This is a genomic window from Corallococcus sp. AB011P (assembly GCF_003611605.1).
Taxonomy (GTDB): domain Bacteria; phylum Myxococcota; class Myxococcia; order Myxococcales; family Myxococcaceae; genus Corallococcus; species Corallococcus coralloides.
Genome location: NZ_RAVX01000034.1, coordinates 44,184 through 61,631 on the forward strand (window position 1 = coordinate 44,184; position 17,448 = coordinate 61,631).

Consider the following 17,448-nt stretch of genomic DNA (forward strand, 5'->3'; position numbering starts at 1 on the left):
CTACGTCGTCTTACATCGGCCCGGGGCACTTGGCGAGTTTCCTGACCTGTCGCTCCTCAGTCGCTGACAGGGGGCCTGGGGGCCCTTAAGGTCCATGCGCTTGCAGCCCGAAGAACTCATCAGGGCCGCCCAGACGCGGGCGGCGGGATTGGACGTGGGGCGGGGGGACGCTGCGCTGGAGCGCGTGCGGGCCCAGGCCTCGGCGTTGTTCGCGAAACTTCCGGAGCCCCCGGTGTACCGGCGGGCGGAGGACCCGTCGCGCAAGGCGGCCCAGGCGCTCTTGCCGGAGATGGAGCGGGTGCTGGCGGAGGCCTTCGCGGTGGCGCGCGAGCCGGCGGTGTCGCCGCTGGTGGACCGGCTGGTGGCGGCCCTGCGCGCGCACGCGGAGGCGCTGGTGCACACCGCGGACGGCCGGCTGGAGGCGGCGGAGCTGGCGTGGCGAAAGGCCCAGGAACTGGAGCGCGCCGCGCATCCCACGCGTCAGATGGTGGGCCAGCCGTCCCGGCCGCCGCCGGTGTTCGACAAGGGCTCGGGCCTGTCGCGCTACGACCCGCGCAACGCGGCCCAGGCGACCGTGAAGCTGGTGTGCCCCAACACGGGCTGCAAGCGCTTGGGGGACTACGCCTTCGTCCCGACGCACGCCTACCACCGCTTCGTCTGCCCGGCGTGCCGCGTGCCCTTCCTGGCCTACTTCGGCGAATTGAAGGGGCTGGAGGTGGAGCACCGGCGCAGCTCCAAGCGCTACCGCTTCACGGTGGATGAAGTGGGCAGCACCGTCGGCACGCGCATCGACTTCGAGGAGGCGGGCGGACAGGAGTTCCCGGCCGCGCGGCGAGACCTGCTGGCCTTCCTCTACACGGAGCAGCGGGAATTGAAGGTCGTGGTGAACCTCACCAACGGCAAGCTGATGTGGGTGAGCCCCGCGTCGTCGTGCTTCGTGGTGACGGCGGCCTTTGGCGAGGGCGCGCCGGAGCTGGTGGCCTTCCGGGCCTTCCGCGACGACGTGCTCCGGAAGAGCCGGCTCGGCCAGGGGTTCATCGACGGGTACTATTACTGGGGCCCTCCGCTGGCGGCGTGGGTGGTGCGCCGGCCGCGGGTTCGGGCCGGGGTGCGCTGGGCCCTGACGCGGGTGCACGGCCGCCTGACACGGAAGGAACGCGGATGACACAGCAGGCTGGGACGGAAGGGACGCCGCCGCCAGGCGCGCGCGGGGACAAGGCCAAGACGGCGCTGTCCGTGGTGGCGGTGCTGGGGCTGGCGGCGCTGGCGTTCCTGGGCGTGCGCGAGGCGCAGCGGGCGCGGCTGGTGCCGGACGGGGCGTCGCCGCCGGCCTTCCAGCTGACGAAGCACGAGGGCGGCTCGCTCGCGCTGTCGGACCTGAAGGGGAGCGTGGTGATGCTCGACTTCTGGGCCACGTGGTGTCCGCCGTGCCGCGAGGAGATGCCGTCCCTGGTGAAGCTGGCCAAGGAGTACGAATCCCAGGGGCTCGTCTTCGTGGCGGCCAGCCGGGACGAGGGCTCGACGGCGTCGCAGGAGGTGGACTACTTCCTCCAGCGCTTCCAGCCGGATCTGCGGCCGTACGTCGTCTACGCGGATGACGACATGGCGCGCGCATTCCAGGTGAATGCGCTGCCCACGCTCTACTTCCTGGACCGCGACGGCAAGGTCATCGACGCGCAGCGCGGCATGCTGTCCGAGGACGGCCTGCGCCGCCGCATCGAGCGCGCGCTCAAGCGCTAGCGCCGGGCGTCAGAGCACCTGGCGCACGGCCTCCTCCAGCTTCGCCCTGGGCACGGCGCCCACGACCTGCTTCACCACCTTCCCGCCCTTGAAGAACAGCAGGGTGGGCATGGCGCGTATGCCGTACTGCTCGGGCGTCCTCGGGTGGTCGTCCACGTTGAGCTTGGCCATCTTCATCCGGCCCTTGTACTCGGCGGCCAGCGAGTCGATGACCGGCGCGAGGACCCGGCACGGCGGGCACCAGGTGGCGGTGAAGTCCACCAGCACCGGCTCCTCCGACTCCAGCACCTCGCGTTGGAACTCCGCGTCTCCCAGCTCGATGACGTCGCCAGCCATGGGGCCCATCCTTGTGTGAAGGGCGCGCGCCTCAGGGGCATCCGCGCCTCGTGCACACGGGATGTAATCGCGGCCAGCAACGGCGACGAGCGCCCCGGGCGGGACGCATTGTTCCGCCAGGAGCCCCCTATTCCTCCTGCCATGGGAGCGCGGCGCCGCGCGCGGACAGCAGCTTCAGGAAGGCGCGCACCTTGAGGGGCAGCTGCCGGCTGCTCGGGTAGACGGCGAAGATGGGCAGGCCCGGGGGCGTGTCCGCCTCCAGCACGGGGATGAGCAGTCCCGCGCGCACGTCGTCCGCCACCAGTGACGCCGCGAGCCGCACGATGCCCAGTCCCGCTCGTGCCGCCGCCTGGCCCGCGCGCTCGCTCGGCACGCGCAGGCGGCCCGTCACCGGCACGGTGCGCGCGCTCCGGCCTTCGCCGAAGAACCACACCTCGTCGGTGCCGGACTCGGCCAGGAGGATGCACTCGTGGGTCGTCAGCGCTTCGGGCGTCCGGGGCGTGCCGTGGCGGCTGAGGTAGTGCGGGCTGGCGTAGTAGCCCGTGCGCAGGCGCCCGAGCCTGCGCGCCATCAGGGATGAGTCCGCGAGCGGCCCGGTGCGCAGCGCCAGGTCGTACTCCTCCGCGATGAGGTCCACGTGCGTCTGCGCGAGCGACACCTCCACGCGCAGCCGGGGATGGTGCAGCAGCAGCTCCGCGATGACGGGCGTGAGCAGCTCGCCCAGCAGCGACAGGGTGGCGATGCGCAGCGTGCCCTGGGGCGTGCCTCGGGATTCGCTCACCGCCGCGTTCACCTCGCGGGCCTCGGCGACGAGCCGCGCGCAATGCGCGTGGTACTCGCGGCCTGCCTCCGTGAGGCGGAGCCTGCGCGTGTTGCGCTCGAGCAGCCGGATGCCCAGGCGCTCCTCCAGGGCGGCCAGTCGGCGGCTCACCGTGGACTTGCGCAGGCCCAGGCGCTCCGCCGCGGAGGTGATGCTGGCCGTCGCCACCACCTCCGCGAAGAGGACCATGTCGTCCAGCAGGGGCGGGTTCGCGGCCACGACCGCGAGCCTATGCCCCGGTTGGAACGGGTGCGAGCCCGCCGTGTCCTCTCGTCAGTCGTTGGCCGCGCCCGCGAGGATCCACGAGCGGACCAGGACGTTCAGGCCCGGGTGCTGGTCGAAGTACTCCGGCTTGCCCGTGGGCATGCGGTCTCCGCACGCCGTGCCCTCCATCTTCCGCACGAGCGCCGAGTTGTCCGGGTCGCCGGGCATGACGCGCTGGAGGGTGCCGCAGGCCTTTGCGGTGACGTTGACCAGGCTCGCGTGGCTGCTGATGGGAGCAAGGCTCAGGTTGCCGGCCTTGCCGTGGCAGTTCGTGCACTGCCCGGAGCTCCACAGCGACTGGACGTCCGCGCCATAGCGGGGCACCGACACGGGCAGGGTGACGGTCCGCACCACGGGCGGGTTCACGCCATCCGAGACGCTCACGTGGAACGTGAACGCGGTCTGCTCGCCCACGACGGGCGAGTACCACTGCGCGCTCTCACCAGTGGTGCCGCCCATCCAGGTGCCCTGGATGCCGGGGGCGACCTGCGTCCACGTGTAGGTCAGCGGGTCACCGTCTGGATCGCTCGCGGTGATGGTCAGGGTGCCGGTCGTTCCCGCGACAAGGGCCGTGGGCGCGGAGATGGTGTCGCTCACGGTGGGCGGTTGGTTGGGGGTGGGGGAGGCATCATCGCCACAAGCGATGCCTCCCAACCCGATGACCAGCAGGGGCAACAGGATCCGTAGGGAAAGGTGCATGGGGGTCCTCGGAACGCGAGTGACCGCCAAGCTGGCATGCGGTGGTGATTTCAACCCAGTGTCCGCAAGGGTTGGACAAAATCAGGCTGACGCACGTTCAGGATGTTCTTGAAGGCAGTACGGCAGGAGCACGCCATGTTCCGAATCGAGTCAGAGAAAGAGTTGCTGCGAGCCTTCCGCTCCAGGGATCGCAAGCACGTCGAACTGCCCAAGGGCACCCAGCTCCCGCTCTTCGTGCGGGACTACCTTTCGTGGGTGGATCCGTACGGGGTGCGCGTCTTCCTCGTGTTCGTCGCGCCGGGGAGCAAGCAGCCCACGGGCATCGCCTTCCGCAGGGATCAGCAGGGGGACCCGACCCTGTCGCCCAAGATGTGTGACTGGTGCCGGACGTCCACCGATGCGGAGATTGGCATGCTCACCACGGATGTGGATTCGAAGCGCCGGGTGGGCGTGTACGTCTGCCTGGACCTGCGCTGCGGTGAGCGGTTGGAGGCCATGTCGGACCGGTCCGGTCGCAGCGACCTGGACGACAAGGCGCGGCTGATGGAGCGCATGGCGCGCTTCGCGAGCGAAGCGCTGGGGCTGGAGCCTGGCTCGGAAGCGTAAGGCGGCGCGCTCGGCATGGGGACGGCCCTGGTGCCGGGCCGTCCCAACGGACCGCGTTACTTCTTGCCGGCCGGCGTGCCGGTGCCAGGCGCGGGAGGCGCACCCGGTCCGGGAACCGGCTCGGTGCCGGGCGGCGGCGGCTGGCCGTGGGGGACGATGGTCTCCTTCGGGCCGGATTCAATCTCCGATTTGACGAGCTTGAAGTCCACGCGCCGGTTCTTCGCGCGGCCGAGCGCCGTGTCGTTGGTGGCGATGGGCCGGTCGAACCCGAAGCCCTGCGACGTGAGGCGCTTGCGGTCGATGCCCTTCTTCGTCAGGTACTCGAGCACCGACCTCGCGCGCCGGTTGGACAGGTCCATGTTGAGCGCACGCGAACCCTTGTTGTCCGTGTGCCCTTCAATCTGCACGGGCCCCAGCGTCGGGTTCTTGGTGAGCACCGTCGCCACCTCGTCCAGCAGCGGGTACGACTGCTTCTGGATGACCGCGGAGCCCGTCTCGAAGAGGATGTTGCCCTTGATGCGGATGCGGTCCGACTCCACCACCACGTAGGGCGGAGCGTCGTACGGGCAGCCGTTGTTCTCCGGCGGGCCGGCCACGTCGGGGCAGTCGTCCTCGCCGTCCGGAATCTCGTCGAAGTCCGTGTCCGGGCAGCCGTCGAAGTCCTTCAGGCCGGGAACCAGGGGGCACTTGTCCAGCGGGTCCATGACGCCGTCGCCGTCGGTGTCCTTGTCCGGCTCCACCGGGCAGCCCTTGTTCTCCTTCGGGCCGGGCTTGTTGGGGCACGCGTCCTCGCCGTCCGCCACGCCGTCGCCGTCGTTGTCCGGATCCGGGCAGCCGTCGAAGTCCTCGAAGTCGTCCTTGTCCTCGGGCTGTGTGGGGCAGCGGTCGCGCACGTCGGGCACGCCGTCGCCGTCGGAGTCCGGGCCCTCGTCCTTGAAGGTCTTGTCGTAGCGCAGCGCCAGCATGACCCGCAGGGCCTCACGGCCGTAGCCGGTGGTGACGTTGAGGCCGCGGCCCACGTCCAGCTCCACGCCCCAGTCGCCCCACACCTTGGCGCGGGCGCCAACCAACACCTCCCACGGCGACTTGAGCGAATCCGCCTGGTCGAAGTTGAAGGGGCGCGCCAGCGGCGTGCGCAGGTGCATTTCCGCGGTGGCCTTCACCTCGCGCAGCCGGCTGATGTCCGGCAGGTCCACGATGCCGCCCGCGCCCAGCGTCAGCTCGTCGTCCACGCGCAGGTTGAGGTACTGCGCCGCGGGGCGCACCAGCACGCCCGCGTTGCCCAGCACGCGCACGGGCCCCAGCTTCTTCTCCACGGCCAGGCGCGGGGCGAACACCACGCCGCTCTCACCCGTGAAGCTCTGCGCGCTGCCGGTGGGCAGCCGCACCTCCGCCACCAGCGCGAGCCCCACCGGGAAGCGGTCCGGATTCAGCAGGCTCACGCGCGGCAGCACGCGGATGTCGCCCAGCGTGGTACCGCTGACGCCCGCGGCGCCGGGGAAGTCCGGCGAGTTCAGCGCGTCCCCCAAGAGCGAGAAGTTGTCGCCCTGCAGGAGCGTGACGGGCAGGTCCACGCCCAACTCCAACCGCTCCAGCAGCTGGTAGGAGAACAGCAGGTGCGCGTCCAGCCGGTACGGCAGCAGGTCCCCCTTCTTCTCGTCACCCAGCTTCAGCGCGAGGATGCGCCAGTTGAAGTCGAAGAGCAGCGCGCCCCGGTAGCTGCCCACCGGTTCCACGGTGGCGCCTTCCAGGCCAATGCCGCTGGACTGCGCGGCGGTCGGCTTCACCGGGACGGCGTCGAAGCCTCGGGAGAAGGGGTCAGGCTGAGCGTGGGCCGCTGCCGTGGTGAGCAGCAGGCCCAGGACCGCGAGTCGCAGGGCCGCGCCGCACGCGGACCGGCTCCACGAAGGTTCGGAGTCGGGGCATTGCATCCTGAGGCTCTTAGCACCCACCTCAAGCCACCGGAAGAAAACCCCATCCCCTGGGTGCGTGAGCTACAGCCTCATGCCATTTCTACAAATCCCGAGCCCGTCGGATCCGTGGTGTGTCGTGTTGCTTAAGACACATTTCGCGGAGGGCCTCCGGTTTCCCGGCGCGCGTGACGCGGTGTGAGCAGCGAGAAGAAGGGCCATGAAACGGTGGCTCCTGTGGGGATGTGTCCTGGTGGCGGGCTGTGGCACCCGCGAGGCGAACGTGCGGCGTGATGCGCTGCCCGCCGCGCCCGCGAACACGGTCGTCTTCGAAGGAAGCTGTGACGCGTCCGGCGCGGTGGAGCTGGGCCAGGGCCTGTTCGTAGTAGCGGACGACGAGGACAACATCCTGCGCGTCTACGATGCGCGGAAGGGAGGCCGTCCGCTGCGCACGGTGGACCTGACGCCGTCGCTCGATTTGCCGGTGAAGAAGAAGCCGCCGGAGACGGACATCGAAGCGGGCTCGCGGCTGGGCAACCTGGCCTTCTGGCTCACGTCGCACGGCCGCAACAGCGCCGGCAAGAAGCAGCCCGCGCGCCTGCGCTTCTTCGCCACCGGCGTGGAGGACCCCGAGCACGTGCAGCTCGTCGGGCAGCCGTACACGCAGCTCTTGGAGGACCTGCTCGCGGACGCCCGGCTCGCGCCGTATGGGCTCGCGCAGGCGGAGCCGCTGCCGCCCAAGGAGCCCGGTGGGCTCAACATCGAAGGCATGACGGCGATGCTGGACGCGCCCGGGATGCTGATTGGTTTCCGCAGCCCGCTGACGCAAGGCAGGGCGCTGGTGGTGCCGCTCCTGAACCCGGAGGCGGTGGTTCGCGACGGCGCCCCCGCGCGCTTCGGTGAGCCTCGGCTGCTGGAGTTGGGGGGGCTGGGCATCCGCTCGCTGTCGTCATGGCGGGGGCGCTACCTCATCATGGCGGGGGCCACCGCCTCCGAGGCGAAGTCGCGGCTGTTCACCTGGAGGGGCGGAGACGATGCGCCGGTGCCGGTGACGTCGGTGGACCTGTCGGGCGTGAACCCGGAGGCGTTCTTCACGCCCGACACGTCGGAGGACATCCTGCTGCTCAGCGACGACGGCACCGTGCAGGTGGACGGCGTGGAGTGCAAGCGCCAGAAGGATCCGGCGCTCAAGCGCTTCCGCGGCGTGTGGACGGCGTTGCCGGAAAGCCCCTGAGCGCCGGAAAGGAGCGCGGGCGTCAGCGCTCCATGAACCCCGACGCCGGGACGATCTGGACGGCGTCCGGGCGCACCGGCAGCTTCTGCTGGATGATGAGCTCATCCAGCTTGAGCAGCTCCGGCGGCTTGGGCGACGCGTAGGTGATGGGCGAAGGCGCGCCGGACTTCAGCTTCTCCGCCAGCCCCTGCGCGTCCTCCGTGACGTACACGAGCGCCAGCTTCTCCGGGGAGAGCTGCCGTTTGACGGCGGCCTGCACGGACTCCGGCGTCATCGTCGTCAGCGCGGAGCGGTAGGCGTCCAGGAAGTCGGGCGTGCCGTAGTAGAGCGAGTCGATGGCGAAGCCCAGCCGCCGCTGGTCGGTCTGCTCCCACAGGCGCGTGTAGCCCTGGAGGAAGCCGCGCACCAGGTTGAAGCGCTCCGGGGTGAGGGGCTCCTTCGACATGCGCTCCAGGAAGAACACCGCGCCGCGGGTGGCGAACACTCCGTTGGCGGGCACCACGGGGCGCAGCCAGATGGACACGTCCTGCTGGGTGCGCACCAGGTTGGTGCGGTTGAAGGTGCCGTTGCCCCGGTCCTCGATGAAGTGCTCGGCATAGGCATAGTCGCCGTAGTTGAGGCCGCGCTGCTCGCGAAGCTCGTTGAAGAGCACGCCGATGAACTGGCGGTGCTCGCCCAGGTTCGACAGCGCGAACGCCACGGGGAAGAAGTCCGGGTCGCCCCGGCGCATCGGCGTGACGAAGCCCATGCTCACGGCGGTGGAGAGCGTGGGCTTCTGGAGGATGAGCGTGCTCCCCGCGGAGGACTTCACGGTGGGCAGCTCCACCCGGGGCGCGCCCTTGGCGGGCAGCGCGCTCAGGCGCGAGGTCATGGTCTGCTGGAGGTTCGCGTCCACCGGACCCGCGAGCCCGATGACGAGCCGGTCCTGCGTGAAGACGCGGCGCGCGTGCGCCTTCACGTCCTCCAGCGTGAGGGACTGGAGCCCCTGCACGGTGCCGCCGGTGTAGTGGGCGTACGGGTGCCCCGCGTAGATGAGCGCGTCCAGGCCCACCTTGCCGAGCGTCTCGTCGTCTTCACTGCGCAGGCCGTTGCGCACGGCATTGAGCGCGTTGGCGCGCAGGCGCTCGAACTCCGCGGGGTCGAAGCGCGGCTGGAGCAGCGTGTCCGTGAAGAGCAGCAGGAACGAGGGCAGGAAGTCCTGGTGGACGCGGCCGGAGAGGGTGGTCATCTCCTTGTCGGTGACGACCTTGAGCTCGGCGGCCATGGGGTAGAGCGCTTCCAGCAGCTGCGCGGCGGTGAGCTGCTGCGTGCCGCCCTCCGCCATCAGCTTCGCGGTGAGGGCGGTGAGGCCCTCCTTGCCCTTCGGGTCGTCGATGGAGCCCGTGTGGAAGACGAGCCGCAGGCTGACGATGGGCGTGTCCGCCCGGGCCTGCACCACGAGGTGCATCGGCGGCGGCTCGTTCAGCGGCACCGGGGGCACGGTGCCCGGTTCGGGCTGCGGCGTGGGGGGCTTGGGGTGGTGGGCGCAGGCGGCGAGCGACAGCGCGGCGGCCAGGACGAGCGACACGGTAGCGCGGGTCTTCATCACGGCGTCCCTCCGGCGGCGACGGCCTTGGGGGTGAGGGTGAGGACGGTGAGGTTCTTGTCCTCGAGGTACTTCCTCGCGAACAGGGTGAGCTGCTGGGGCGTCACGCTGCCCAGCTGTTTCAGGTAGCTGGCGAGCGCGTCGGGGCGGCCCATCACGCCCGCGTAGAGGGCCAGGTCGATGGCCACGTCGCGCGGCGTCTCCAGGTCCATCAGCAGGCCGTAGCGCAGGTGGTCCTGGATGGCCTTCAGGCGCACGGCGTCCACCGGGCCGCCGGACAGGGCCGTCACCTCGCGGCGCAGCACGGCGTCCACGTCGGCGCGGAACTTCTCGTCCTGCAAGGTGGCGTCGATGGGGAACAGGTACGGGTCGCGGTGCGGCGTGGTGTAGACGTTCAGCGACTCGACGTACTGCTTCTCCAGCACCAGCTCCTTGTACGCGGGGCTGGTGTCGCCCACGAGGTACTCGGCGAGGATGGATTGGATGGCGGCGTCGGGCGTGTCCGCGCGGGCGGCGGGCGTGTGCCACGCGAGCACGTGGCGCGGCTGCGTGGGCTGCGGCCAGTCCACGTGGACGGTGCGCTGCTTCGTCTGCGGAGGCTCGGTGGGGATGATGACGCTGGTGGGCTGGCGCTGCCATCCTCCGTAGGCCTTGGTCACCTGGGAGACGACCTGCGCGTCGTTGAAGTCACCGACGATGAAGAGGGTGGTGTTGGCGGGCGTGTACCAGCGCTCGAAGAACGAGCGGCTGTACGCGTACGCCTGGGGCATGGCCTTGATGTCTTCGTAGAAGCCCAGCGTGGTGTGTTGATACGTGTGGCGGGTGAAGGCCGTTTTCGCCAGGGCCTCCTCCAGCTTGAGGTCCGGGCCCGCGGCGTTCTTGTGGTACTCGCCCAGGACGGCGAGCGCCTCCGTCTGGAAGGCCGGCTCGGAGTACTCCAGGTTCTGGAAGCGGTCGGCCTCCAGCGCGATGAGCTTCTCCAGGCCGGCGGTGGGGCCGTACACCTGGTACACGGTGATGTCGTCGGTGGTGAACGCGTTGTCGTCGAAGCCGAAGCCGCCGAGGATGCGCTCGCGCTGGCCCTCCGGGTTCGCCTTCGTCCCCTTGAACATCATGTGTTCGAAGAAGTGGGCGAAGCCGGTGCGGCCGGGCTCCACCTCGTTGCGCGAGCCCACGCGCACGGCGGTGACGTACGCGACGATGCCGGGCGAGTTGAACGGCACGCGCACCACGGTGAGCCCGTTGGGCAGGACCGTGGTGTTCAGCGTGTAGGGGAAGAAGCGGGTGTCGTCAGGAGGCTGCTGCGCGGACGCCGGGAGCACCGGCATCAGGAGCAGCAGCAGGAGGGGCAACAGGCGGCGCATGCGCGGACCCTTTCGGTGCTGGGGACGCGCGGGACGTTACGCCGGAGCCAGGCCTTGGGTGGGTGGCTTTCTGTCGGCGCATGTCTCCTGTGCGCCAGAGCCACGCCTCACAGGGTGATGACGATCTTCCCGAAGTGGCCGCCGGACTCCATGTACCGCAGCGCTTCGCGAGCCTGGGCGAAGGGGAAGACGCGGTCGATGACGGGACGGATCTTCTCCTGCGTCATGGCCTTGAGCATGTCCTCGAACATCTCGCGGCTGCCCACGTAGGTGCTGACGACGCGCAGGTGTTTGGAGCTGGTGGCGGTGGTGTCCGGCTTGCCGGGAGCACCGGTGAGCAGGCCGATGAGCGCGACGTGGCCGCCCTCCTTGGTGGCTGTGATGGAGCGGGGCAGCGTGCCCGCGCCGCCGACCTCCAGCACATGGTCCACGCCCTGGTTGCCGGTGAGGGTGAGCACCTCCTGTTCCCAGTCCGGCCGCTGGCGGTAGTTGATGAGCCACTGCGCGCCCAGCTGTTTCGCGCGCTGGAGCTTGTCGTCCTGGCTGGAGGTGATGAGGACGCGGGCCCCGAGGAGGCGGGCGAACTGGAGGGCGAAGATGGAAACGCCGCCGGTGCCCTGCGCGAGCACGGTCTGTCCGCGCTTGAGGCCGCCCTGGGGGACGAGCGCGTTCCAGGCGGTGACAGCGGCACAGGGGAGGGTGGAGCCCTCCTCGTAGGAGAGCCAGTCCGGGAGGAGGACGAGCCCTTCGGCGTCCAGGCAGACGTATTCCGCGAGGACGCCGGGGACGCCGCCGCCCAGCGCGTGGGCGACCTTCTCCGGGGTGCGTTCGCCGTCGGTCCAGACCTGGAAGAAGGTGGGGGCGACGCGGTCGCCGGGCTTCACGCGGGTGACACCGGAGCCCACGGCGACGACCTGGCCGGCGCCGTCGGAGCAGGGGATGAGGGGGAGCTTGAGGCCGGGGTAGGTGCCGCGGGCGATGATGAGGTCGCGGTAGTTGAGGGAGACAGCGTGGATGCGGACGAGCGCCTGGCCGGGGCCCGGTTGGGGCTGGGGCGTCTCCACGAGGGTCCAACTGGAGGAGCCGGTGGGGGTGTAGAGCTCGTACGCCTGCATGCGGGGACTCCGGAAGGACGGGGTTGCCTGGGGGGCAGGCAGGGGAGGGGATGTTGCAGGAGCGACCGCCGTGGCTTCAGGAGGATTGACGGAGGGCGTTCAGCGGTTAATGTAGGACGGGTGCGGAGCTGATGGGGCCGCATGACGTACATCGAACCGGGGGCGACCTGGCTTCGACGGGGGCAATGACGTTCGAGACGCGTGCCGAGCTTGTTGGGTGCTCGTAAAACTTCCGACAACATCACAAAAGCCAACGACAACGTTGAGCTCGCGCTGGCTGCCTAACTAGCAGTCTTTAGTGCGCGGTCCCCCTGCTCTCGGTCCGTGGGGTAGGGATGGGCCGTCATAATGCGGACTGGTCGCCAAGGGTGCCTGGGCCCGAGGTGACGAGATCTTTCCAGGACCGGCATCAGGTATCCCGTCCGTGGGAGCCCTGGTGACGTAGCAAATCGCGGACTACGCACGTAGGGTCGAAGAGCCGACGGCTTTCGGACGAGGGTTCGATTCCCTCCGCCTCCACTGAAGAACGAGCCCCGTGGCGCCAGCAAGGTGCCACGGGGTTCTCCTTTTCTCTCTCGACAGTTCAAGCCGCCGGACCGGAGACATGTCGGAGGCCAACACGGGAATGCCAGAGGTGCTCATGGGAAATCGTCCAGAGGCGGCTACGGAGTGGCGGAAATGCATGCCGCTTTCTCTCAGGTCTTCTTCGGCTTCATGATGTCCAACACCTGCTCGATGCTGAGCGGATCGCCCAGGTCCTCGAACAGCTGAGCCTTGACCTCGCCAATGTCGCTGCCCAGAGCCCAGGCGACCGTCACATGCGATTTCGGCAGCATGCCCGCGATTCGCTCGGCCGTAGGTCGATCGCGGTCCCTCAGCACCCGAATTGCTAGGAGGAGAAGCACACGCCGCTTGGCATTGACCGCCAGTGTCGCGGCTGCCATGACCACGGCATCCAGTTCGCCTTTGCTGGCAAGCAACAGCAACAGCCGCGAGGCGATAGCCTCGACGCGCGTCTCTAGGAACTGCGGCGTGATGCGCGCGACCACTTGCCACGTCACGTGGTCGAGGCCTCGTAGGAGGGCGCTCGCGGCAGCCCTTCGAACCGTAAGCCGGCCTGGATTGACCGCGAGATCGAACAAGCGCTCCTGCAGGTTGGATCCCCCCTCACGCACAAGCAAGACGAAGAGCTTGTCACGGAGCTCTGAGTCGCGACTCTCAATGGCCACCCGATACAGCTGCTCGGCGGTTTCAGCCTCTAGTCTTCCCAACTTCGCAAGGGGTGACACAGCCGCTTGCGCGATCGGGTAATCCTCTTCCCCGCCATAGAAGCCGTTGCGGGACCAGCCGTCATTGATGAGTTGCATCAGTGCGGGCAGGTGGGCCGGGTGTGGCTTCACATCGAGGATTTCGACAAGAGCACGGCGCACCGGGCTGCCCTTCGCCTTCGCCAGGTCCAGCAGATTCCCAGGCAGAGGGGACGGCAGGGGCATCGCCACTGCTCGGAGAGCCCCTGCGGCTACGTTGGCGAACTTATGCGTCAGCGCGCCTCTAACCTCGTCGGCCATGTCGTGCCGGATGGCAGCATCGAGAGCTTCCACCGCATTCCCCAACTCCGTCGCGTTGAGGAGTAGCCAGCGAACATCGTCAGCGACGTCCAGCGCCACATGCAGGTCCATCCTGACACGAAAAAGCCGAAGCTCCTCACCAACGTCGAGCACGCCTTCGATTAGCTTGCGCGCTGGCTCAGAGAGCGTCGGCGCCTTTTCGTCCTGAAGGGCGAAAGCTGCGTCGCTGACTTCCGCGGCAAGCGGAGGAAGCTCTCCCGCCGCGGCTGCCACCACTTCACCATCGAGGTAAGCCCGAGCCTGACGCATCTGCCCCAACTCAACCGCGAGTTCGACCCACCGACTCTGCCGCTCCTGCTCCATCAGTATCCGGAAGATCGCCGGTACATGTTCCGGAGCCCGATCAACCAAGCATGTCAGCGCTGCGATGCGAACATCGCGATGGGGGCTTCCTTTCCGTACGCGGTTTACCAAGGTATCAACGTAGCGAGGGGCCCATGCCTTGGTCAGGATTCTCCACAAGTCCTCCTCGTGCTTGCTTCCGTACCCGGCTGCGAATGCGCTGGCCAGCTCATCCGATGCCAACGCGGGGTCTTTGGCGAGCGCTTGCAGCCAGGAGCGCATGAGCGAGCCGCGATGCCTGTGCTGGTCCAGACGTTCCCACATGCCTGTTGCCCGAACACGGTCGACATAGGCACCAAGGAAGCTGCTGGCCGTGTAACCCTCATCGTTACTCGTCTCAATGAGATGCTGGGTATAGTCGGCGCTGTACTCTCCGTTGATGATGGCAAGTTCAAGTTCTTCGCGCTGCTGCCGGTCTGCTTCGGATGGCGTCAACTCGTTGACTGCCTTGTCGATGACTGACTCGAATCCCTCCAAGTCATTCAACGCACCTTCGGCGATGACATCGCCGGTTTGCGTCATGCCATAGGAGACGGATCGAGTAGCTGCCGCAAGAAACGCGCTCGTCAGATCAGTAGCAATGCGCTCCGCTTCGACTGCGAATGAAGTGGGAAAGTCGACAGACGTCCTTGGCAGGACCTTCCTAATGAAGGTTTCAACCAGAAGCTTGACCCCCGGGTCAGCCCGCATGCGCGCATACCAAGCATCCTCATGGGCCGACAGTTCCCACGAATACATGTCTTCGAAACTCTCACTATGTCTGTGCAGGAGGAAACGTGCCGCTTCTGACAAGTTGCTGTTGGAGGAGCCCGCTGCTGCCGCGAGTGAAAGAGTTGCTTCGAATGTCTTGTCGCCAGTCGCCAGTTCGCTTGCGAGCCAGCTGTCAATTTTCTTCTGCGTACTTGGCGAGGTGGACGGCTTGAGTTCTGGCACGCTGCTGGCGTTCGCGAACAGGCGCACTGCGGCTGCGGTCCCCCAAACGTCATTCGGGCCTTCGAGTGAAGTCAGCACATCCAGCAGCGTACGTAATGCCCTTGTTGCAGTGAGCCGGGCTTGACGAAGCGCCTGTTCGATGCCCGCTTCAACACGCGGATGGTAATAGGTGACCGCTGACTCGGATTGGCGAAGGTTGCGGGCGGCGACAAAGAAATCCACAAGCGGAGAGACGCCTTTTTCGAACTGTGGGTCGCGCTCCGCCAACTCTTCTTCGATCAAGCGCAACGATCCCTGTGACAGCTTGTCGTTCGCCTTGAGAAGGCCCCAGAGCACGGCAGCCGCTCGCACATCATTCCGCTCACTGATCTGCTCGATGACCGTGCGCTCGATAGACTCCTGATGAGCTCGACGAATGGCCTCGTGGACGAGATCTGTCGGCCCCTGGGGGGCGTTGGCCCCGAGCGTCGGCAGTGCATCGAAAAACTTCTGGAGTTCGAGCGGCGTGCCGAGTTCGCCCAGCACAAGGGTTTCATGCTGCCTGGCGATACCCTGGAGCAGATGCGGCAAGGCGCCGATGCGGGTGCGGTATAGCCTTCGGCGTTCGCTAGGTCCGTAGTGCTCCGCCTCCAGGTTCACCATCCAGGGCTTCACGCTCTCGTATGCGCCTGAACTCTGTGCGACGTCGCGCCGAGACGTCGCGATGATCATCCAGTCGTGCCTTGCCGCAGCGAAGAGCTGAGCGAGTTGGTCGTTCCAGGGCCGGCTTCGGGGATCGAAGTCGAAGCGACCCCACGGATCCTCGATGTCGTAAAGGACCGGCGGCTGGGTGCGGTCGTCGCGAAGCTGTTGTGGCCCGTACTTGATGGGCACGCGAGAAAGGCCAGGAATCTCCTTCCGAAGCTCTTCATAGAGCTTCTTAGTTGCCATCGTCTTGCCCGTGCCGGACTGCCCGATGATCAGTGCGGCATGCCGTTGTCTCATCGCCGCCCGGAGGTCAGGCCAACTCGTTGGATGGACGTAGTACTCAAGCTCGGGCGAACTCGCGATGTAGCCCTCGTGCTGGCGAATCACGTCTTCGAGCTCTGCTCGGATCCAACGTCCGCCGCCAGCCCCGCGCATCCGAGCGCGAGCTCCCTCCCGCAGTGCCTGTCGGCACTCCTCCCAGCGCGCGGTAGGGACCCGGAAGCTTTCCGTAAGGAATCGCTTGATGTCTGTCAGCAAACGCTCTTCGTCTTGGCTTCCGACGATGGCGACGCGACCTGCCGAGTTGGGAGGAAGCTCGCTCTGGATCTCGGACGGCATATCAGCGGCCTTCGGCCAGATACCTGCGCGACGTACTCGCAGGTTCTGGGTCTTTCCATTGAGCGCCGCACTCGTCACCAGCAAGTATCGCACGGCTGGATCCTCGAGCCGTTTGGCGGCGGATTCCCGCACATTTCCGTGCTTCAGGAGCGCTTTGATTTTGCTAGGCGTCCACGCATCACCGGTCCTGAGCTTCGCCTGAACGACCAACCGGTAGTCCTCCAGCGATGTTTTGCTCGTGACCTGCCCGGGCTCGGATTCCTTGAGATCGGCTTCGATGTCCTCTTCCGTGGTCGGTTCGAGGACCAGTTCGTGCGTCAGCTTGCTTGCAAGGACGAGATCGAGCGCCAACCACACCGAAACATCGATCTGGTATTCGTAGCCCGCGAGCGATGCGCCACCCGCCCCACCCACCAGCTTGTCCTCGGGATCAACCGTTTCGTCACTCACAATGACCTGACCTGGATTTCCATATCCGCAGTGCGACTGGCATCCCGCTCTTGAGATGCACGTGGGTTCGAATGCCGTCCGTCTCTAGCCTGAAAAGCGGCGCTTGGCGACCCGTTGGAAAGGGCGCCTGCACCGTGAATGGAGGCGTGTGAGGCTTGTGCCCACGGAACTTCTGGGACCGTTCCATCTTCTCAAAGGCACCCAAGGGTCCCATGGACGACAATCTGCGGCTCACCCCTCGGTAGCGGCGCGTGGCCTGCGGGTGCCGGGCTGAATGTCAGATGTGTGTCTTGTACTCTCGTCGGAGGTGTCACTCCCAGGGAGCGTGGATGCGAATGGCGCGAAGTGGGGCTGGCTGTCTGGGGATGCTGTTGCCGGTGGTCGCATGGGCAGGGAACATCCCGGAGGTGCCGCCCTTGAAGTAGGAACGGCGCCCACTGGACGAGGCCTGGCGCAACCTGCTCCGCGTGGAGGCGACGTCGTTGTCCCTCCTGCCGCGCTCGGGGGCGGCGCGGACGAGTTCTTCCTCCAGGTGGAGCCCACCCTTGTCTTCGAGCGAGGCGAGGACCTTGGCCTTCGTCTCGGACGTACTGGGCCCGCGCCTCATGGATGCGAAGCTCTCCCTGGACGTGGAGCACGTCGTCTTTGGGCGTAGCCCAGTTCCGTGGGCACCCGAGATGTGATGGAAGGAGCACGGGATGTCTGCGAACGAGGGAAAATCAAAGAAGCTCCGCCGGCCACGCCGAAAGTTCTCAGCCGAATACAAGGCCCAAACGGTGAAGTTGGCGCTTGAGGAAGGCAAAACCATCCCCCAGGTGGCCCGAGATTTGGACCTGACAGAGTCAGCGCTGCGGCTGTGGTGGAGCAGACGAAGACGGACTGTGGTGAGGGCAAGCCCGGCGCGTTGACGGCAGGGGAGCGCGAGGAACTCGCTCGACTGCGCAAGGAGAACCGCGAGCTGCGGCTGGAGCGGGAGATACTAAAAATGCGGCGGCACACTCAATGGGTCGACGCAACAGGCGCTACCCGTCGAGAGGAGCTGTGCGTGGCGAGAAGACGTCAGGGCTTTTCCGCGGACCAGAAGGCCGAAATTTGGAGGCAGTGGAAGACTGGGCAG

The 17,448-nt window shown here is 67.4% G+C and carries 15 protein-coding genes and 1 other RNA gene; 7 read left to right on the forward strand and 9 right to left on the reverse strand.

Going from position 1 to position 17,448, the window contains the following annotated elements:
* Positions 1 to 94: 94 nt before the first annotated feature.
* Together D7X30_RS39895 and D7X30_RS39900 are read left to right on the forward strand one after the other, a co-directional pair.
* Positions 95 to 1,165: a CFI-box-CTERM domain-containing protein gene (locus D7X30_RS39895; RefSeq protein WP_120568222.1), complete on the forward strand. Its 1,071-nt coding sequence runs from the start codon at positions 95 to 97 to the stop codon at positions 1,163 to 1,165.
* Positions 1,162 to 1,740 carry a TlpA disulfide reductase family protein gene (locus tag D7X30_RS39900; protein WP_199724687.1) on the forward strand — a complete coding sequence of 193 codons (579 nt, stop codon included), beginning with the start codon at positions 1,162 to 1,164 and terminating at the stop codon, positions 1,738 to 1,740. Before D7X30_RS39895 ends, D7X30_RS39900 begins: the two co-directional genes overlap by 4 nt.
* Positions 1,741 to 1,749: 9 nt before the next feature.
* Here D7X30_RS39900 and trxA read toward each other — a convergent pair whose 3' ends face one another.
* From trxA to D7X30_RS39915, 3 genes are all read right to left on the reverse strand, one after another.
* A complete protein-coding gene (gene trxA, locus D7X30_RS39905) occupies positions 1,750 to 2,076 on the reverse strand; it encodes a thioredoxin (RefSeq protein WP_120568223.1) in 327 nt (108 codons plus the stop codon).
* Positions 2,077 to 2,203: 127 nt separating this feature from the next.
* Entirely contained in the window at positions 2,204 to 3,115 is a 912-nt protein-coding gene (locus D7X30_RS39910; RefSeq protein WP_120568224.1) for a LysR family transcriptional regulator, read from the reverse strand.
* A 54-nt stretch (positions 3,116 to 3,169) separates the two neighbouring features.
* Positions 3,170 to 3,859: an Ig-like domain-containing protein gene (locus tag D7X30_RS39915; RefSeq protein ID WP_147443429.1), complete on the reverse strand. Its 690-nt coding sequence runs from the start codon at positions 3,857 to 3,859 to the stop codon at positions 3,170 to 3,172.
* 135 nt (positions 3,860 to 3,994) lie between these two features.
* On the opposite strand from D7X30_RS39915, the gene D7X30_RS39920 reads away from it, so the two are divergent.
* Complete coding sequence (locus D7X30_RS39920) at positions 3,995 to 4,465, forward strand: FBP domain-containing protein (protein WP_120568226.1); 471 nt, start codon at positions 3,995 to 3,997, stop codon at positions 4,463 to 4,465.
* A gap of 56 nt (positions 4,466 to 4,521) precedes the next feature.
* Here D7X30_RS39920 and D7X30_RS39925 read toward each other — a convergent pair whose 3' ends face one another.
* Positions 4,522 to 6,396: an OmpA family protein gene (locus D7X30_RS39925; RefSeq protein ID WP_120568227.1), complete on the reverse strand. Its 1,875-nt coding sequence runs from the start codon at positions 6,394 to 6,396 to the stop codon at positions 4,522 to 4,524.
* Between the two features lie 199 nt (positions 6,397 to 6,595).
* On the opposite strand from D7X30_RS39925, the gene D7X30_RS39930 reads away from it, so the two are divergent.
* Positions 6,596 to 7,609, forward strand: a complete 1,014-nt coding sequence (locus D7X30_RS39930) for a DUF3616 domain-containing protein (protein ID WP_120568228.1) — start codon at positions 6,596 to 6,598, stop codon at positions 7,607 to 7,609.
* Between the two features lie 22 nt (positions 7,610 to 7,631).
* Here D7X30_RS39930 and D7X30_RS39935 read toward each other — a convergent pair whose 3' ends face one another.
* The 3 genes from D7X30_RS39935 to D7X30_RS39945 form a co-directional block, all read right to left on the reverse strand.
* The gene (locus tag D7X30_RS39935; protein ID WP_120568229.1) at positions 7,632 to 9,194 is read right to left on the reverse strand and encodes a pitrilysin family protein; all 1,563 of its coding nucleotides are present in this window, start codon (positions 9,192 to 9,194) and stop codon (positions 7,632 to 7,634) included.
* The gene (locus tag D7X30_RS39940; RefSeq protein ID WP_120568230.1) at positions 9,194 to 10,558 is read right to left on the reverse strand and encodes a pitrilysin family protein; all 1,365 of its coding nucleotides are present in this window, start codon (positions 10,556 to 10,558) and stop codon (positions 9,194 to 9,196) included. The genes D7X30_RS39935 and D7X30_RS39940 overlap by 1 nt, the downstream gene beginning before the upstream one ends.
* Positions 10,559 to 10,665: 107 nt before the next feature.
* Entirely contained in the window at positions 10,666 to 11,673 is a 1,008-nt protein-coding gene (locus D7X30_RS39945; RefSeq protein WP_120568231.1) for an NAD(P)-dependent alcohol dehydrogenase, read from the reverse strand.
* Positions 11,674 to 11,831: 158 nt separating this feature from the next.
* Between D7X30_RS39945 and ssrA the strand changes: the two genes are divergently transcribed.
* Positions 11,832 to 12,195, forward strand: a transfer-messenger RNA (tmRNA) gene (gene ssrA / locus D7X30_RS39950).
* A 173-nt stretch (positions 12,196 to 12,368) separates the two neighbouring features.
* Here ssrA and D7X30_RS39955 read toward each other — a convergent pair.
* Positions 12,369 to 16,331, reverse strand: a complete 3,963-nt coding sequence (locus D7X30_RS39955; RefSeq protein ID WP_120568232.1) for a hypothetical protein — start codon at positions 16,329 to 16,331, stop codon at positions 12,369 to 12,371.
* Positions 16,332 to 16,641: 310 nt separating this feature from the next.
* Positions 16,642 to 16,938, reverse strand: coding sequence for a hypothetical protein (locus tag D7X30_RS43320; protein WP_120568233.1), 297 nt, complete (start codon positions 16,936 to 16,938; stop codon positions 16,642 to 16,644).
* Positions 16,939 to 17,029: 91 nt separating this feature from the next.
* On the opposite strand from D7X30_RS43320, the gene D7X30_RS43905 reads away from it, so the two are divergent.
* Positions 17,030 to 17,239, forward strand: a complete 210-nt coding sequence (locus tag D7X30_RS43905; protein WP_120568234.1) for a transposase — start codon at positions 17,030 to 17,032, stop codon at positions 17,237 to 17,239.
* On the forward strand, positions 17,191 to 17,448 hold a 258-nt coding region (locus D7X30_RS43325), incomplete at its 3' end, for a hypothetical protein (protein WP_233592089.1). The genes D7X30_RS43905 and D7X30_RS43325, both read left to right, overlap by 49 nt.

Bases quoted from the DNA above. Each gene is read 5' to 3' on its own strand.
- D7X30_RS39895 (WP_120568222.1), top strand. From the start codon at position 95: ATGCGCTTGCAGCCCGAAGAACTCATCAGGGCCGCCCAGACGCGGGCG.
- D7X30_RS39900 (WP_199724687.1), top strand. From the start codon at position 1,162: ATGACACAGCAGGCTGGGACGGAAGGGACGCCGCCGCCAGGCGCGCGC.
- trxA (WP_120568223.1), bottom strand. From the start codon at position 2,076: ATGGCTGGCGACGTCATCGAGCTGGGAGACGCGGAGTTCCAACGCGAG.
- D7X30_RS39915 (WP_147443429.1), bottom strand. From the start codon at position 3,859: ATGCACCTTTCCCTACGGATCCTGTTGCCCCTGCTGGTCATCGGGTTG.
- D7X30_RS39920 (WP_120568226.1), top strand. From the start codon at position 3,995: ATGTTCCGAATCGAGTCAGAGAAAGAGTTGCTGCGAGCCTTCCGCTCC.
- D7X30_RS39925 (WP_120568227.1), bottom strand. From the start codon at position 6,396: ATGCAATGCCCCGACTCCGAACCTTCGTGGAGCCGGTCCGCGTGCGGC.
- D7X30_RS39930 (WP_120568228.1), top strand. From the start codon at position 6,596: ATGAAACGGTGGCTCCTGTGGGGATGTGTCCTGGTGGCGGGCTGTGGC.
- D7X30_RS39935 (WP_120568229.1), bottom strand. From the start codon at position 9,194: ATGAAGACCCGCGCTACCGTGTCGCTCGTCCTGGCCGCCGCGCTGTCG.
- D7X30_RS39940 (WP_120568230.1), bottom strand. From the start codon at position 10,558: ATGCGCCGCCTGTTGCCCCTCCTGCTGCTGCTCCTGATGCCGGTGCTC.
- D7X30_RS39945 (WP_120568231.1), bottom strand. From the start codon at position 11,673: ATGCAGGCGTACGAGCTCTACACCCCCACCGGCTCCTCCAGTTGGACC.
- D7X30_RS43320 (WP_120568233.1), bottom strand. From the start codon at position 16,938: ATGAGGCGCGGGCCCAGTACGTCCGAGACGAAGGCCAAGGTCCTCGCC.
- D7X30_RS43905 (WP_120568234.1), top strand. From the start codon at position 17,030: ATGTCTGCGAACGAGGGAAAATCAAAGAAGCTCCGCCGGCCACGCCGA.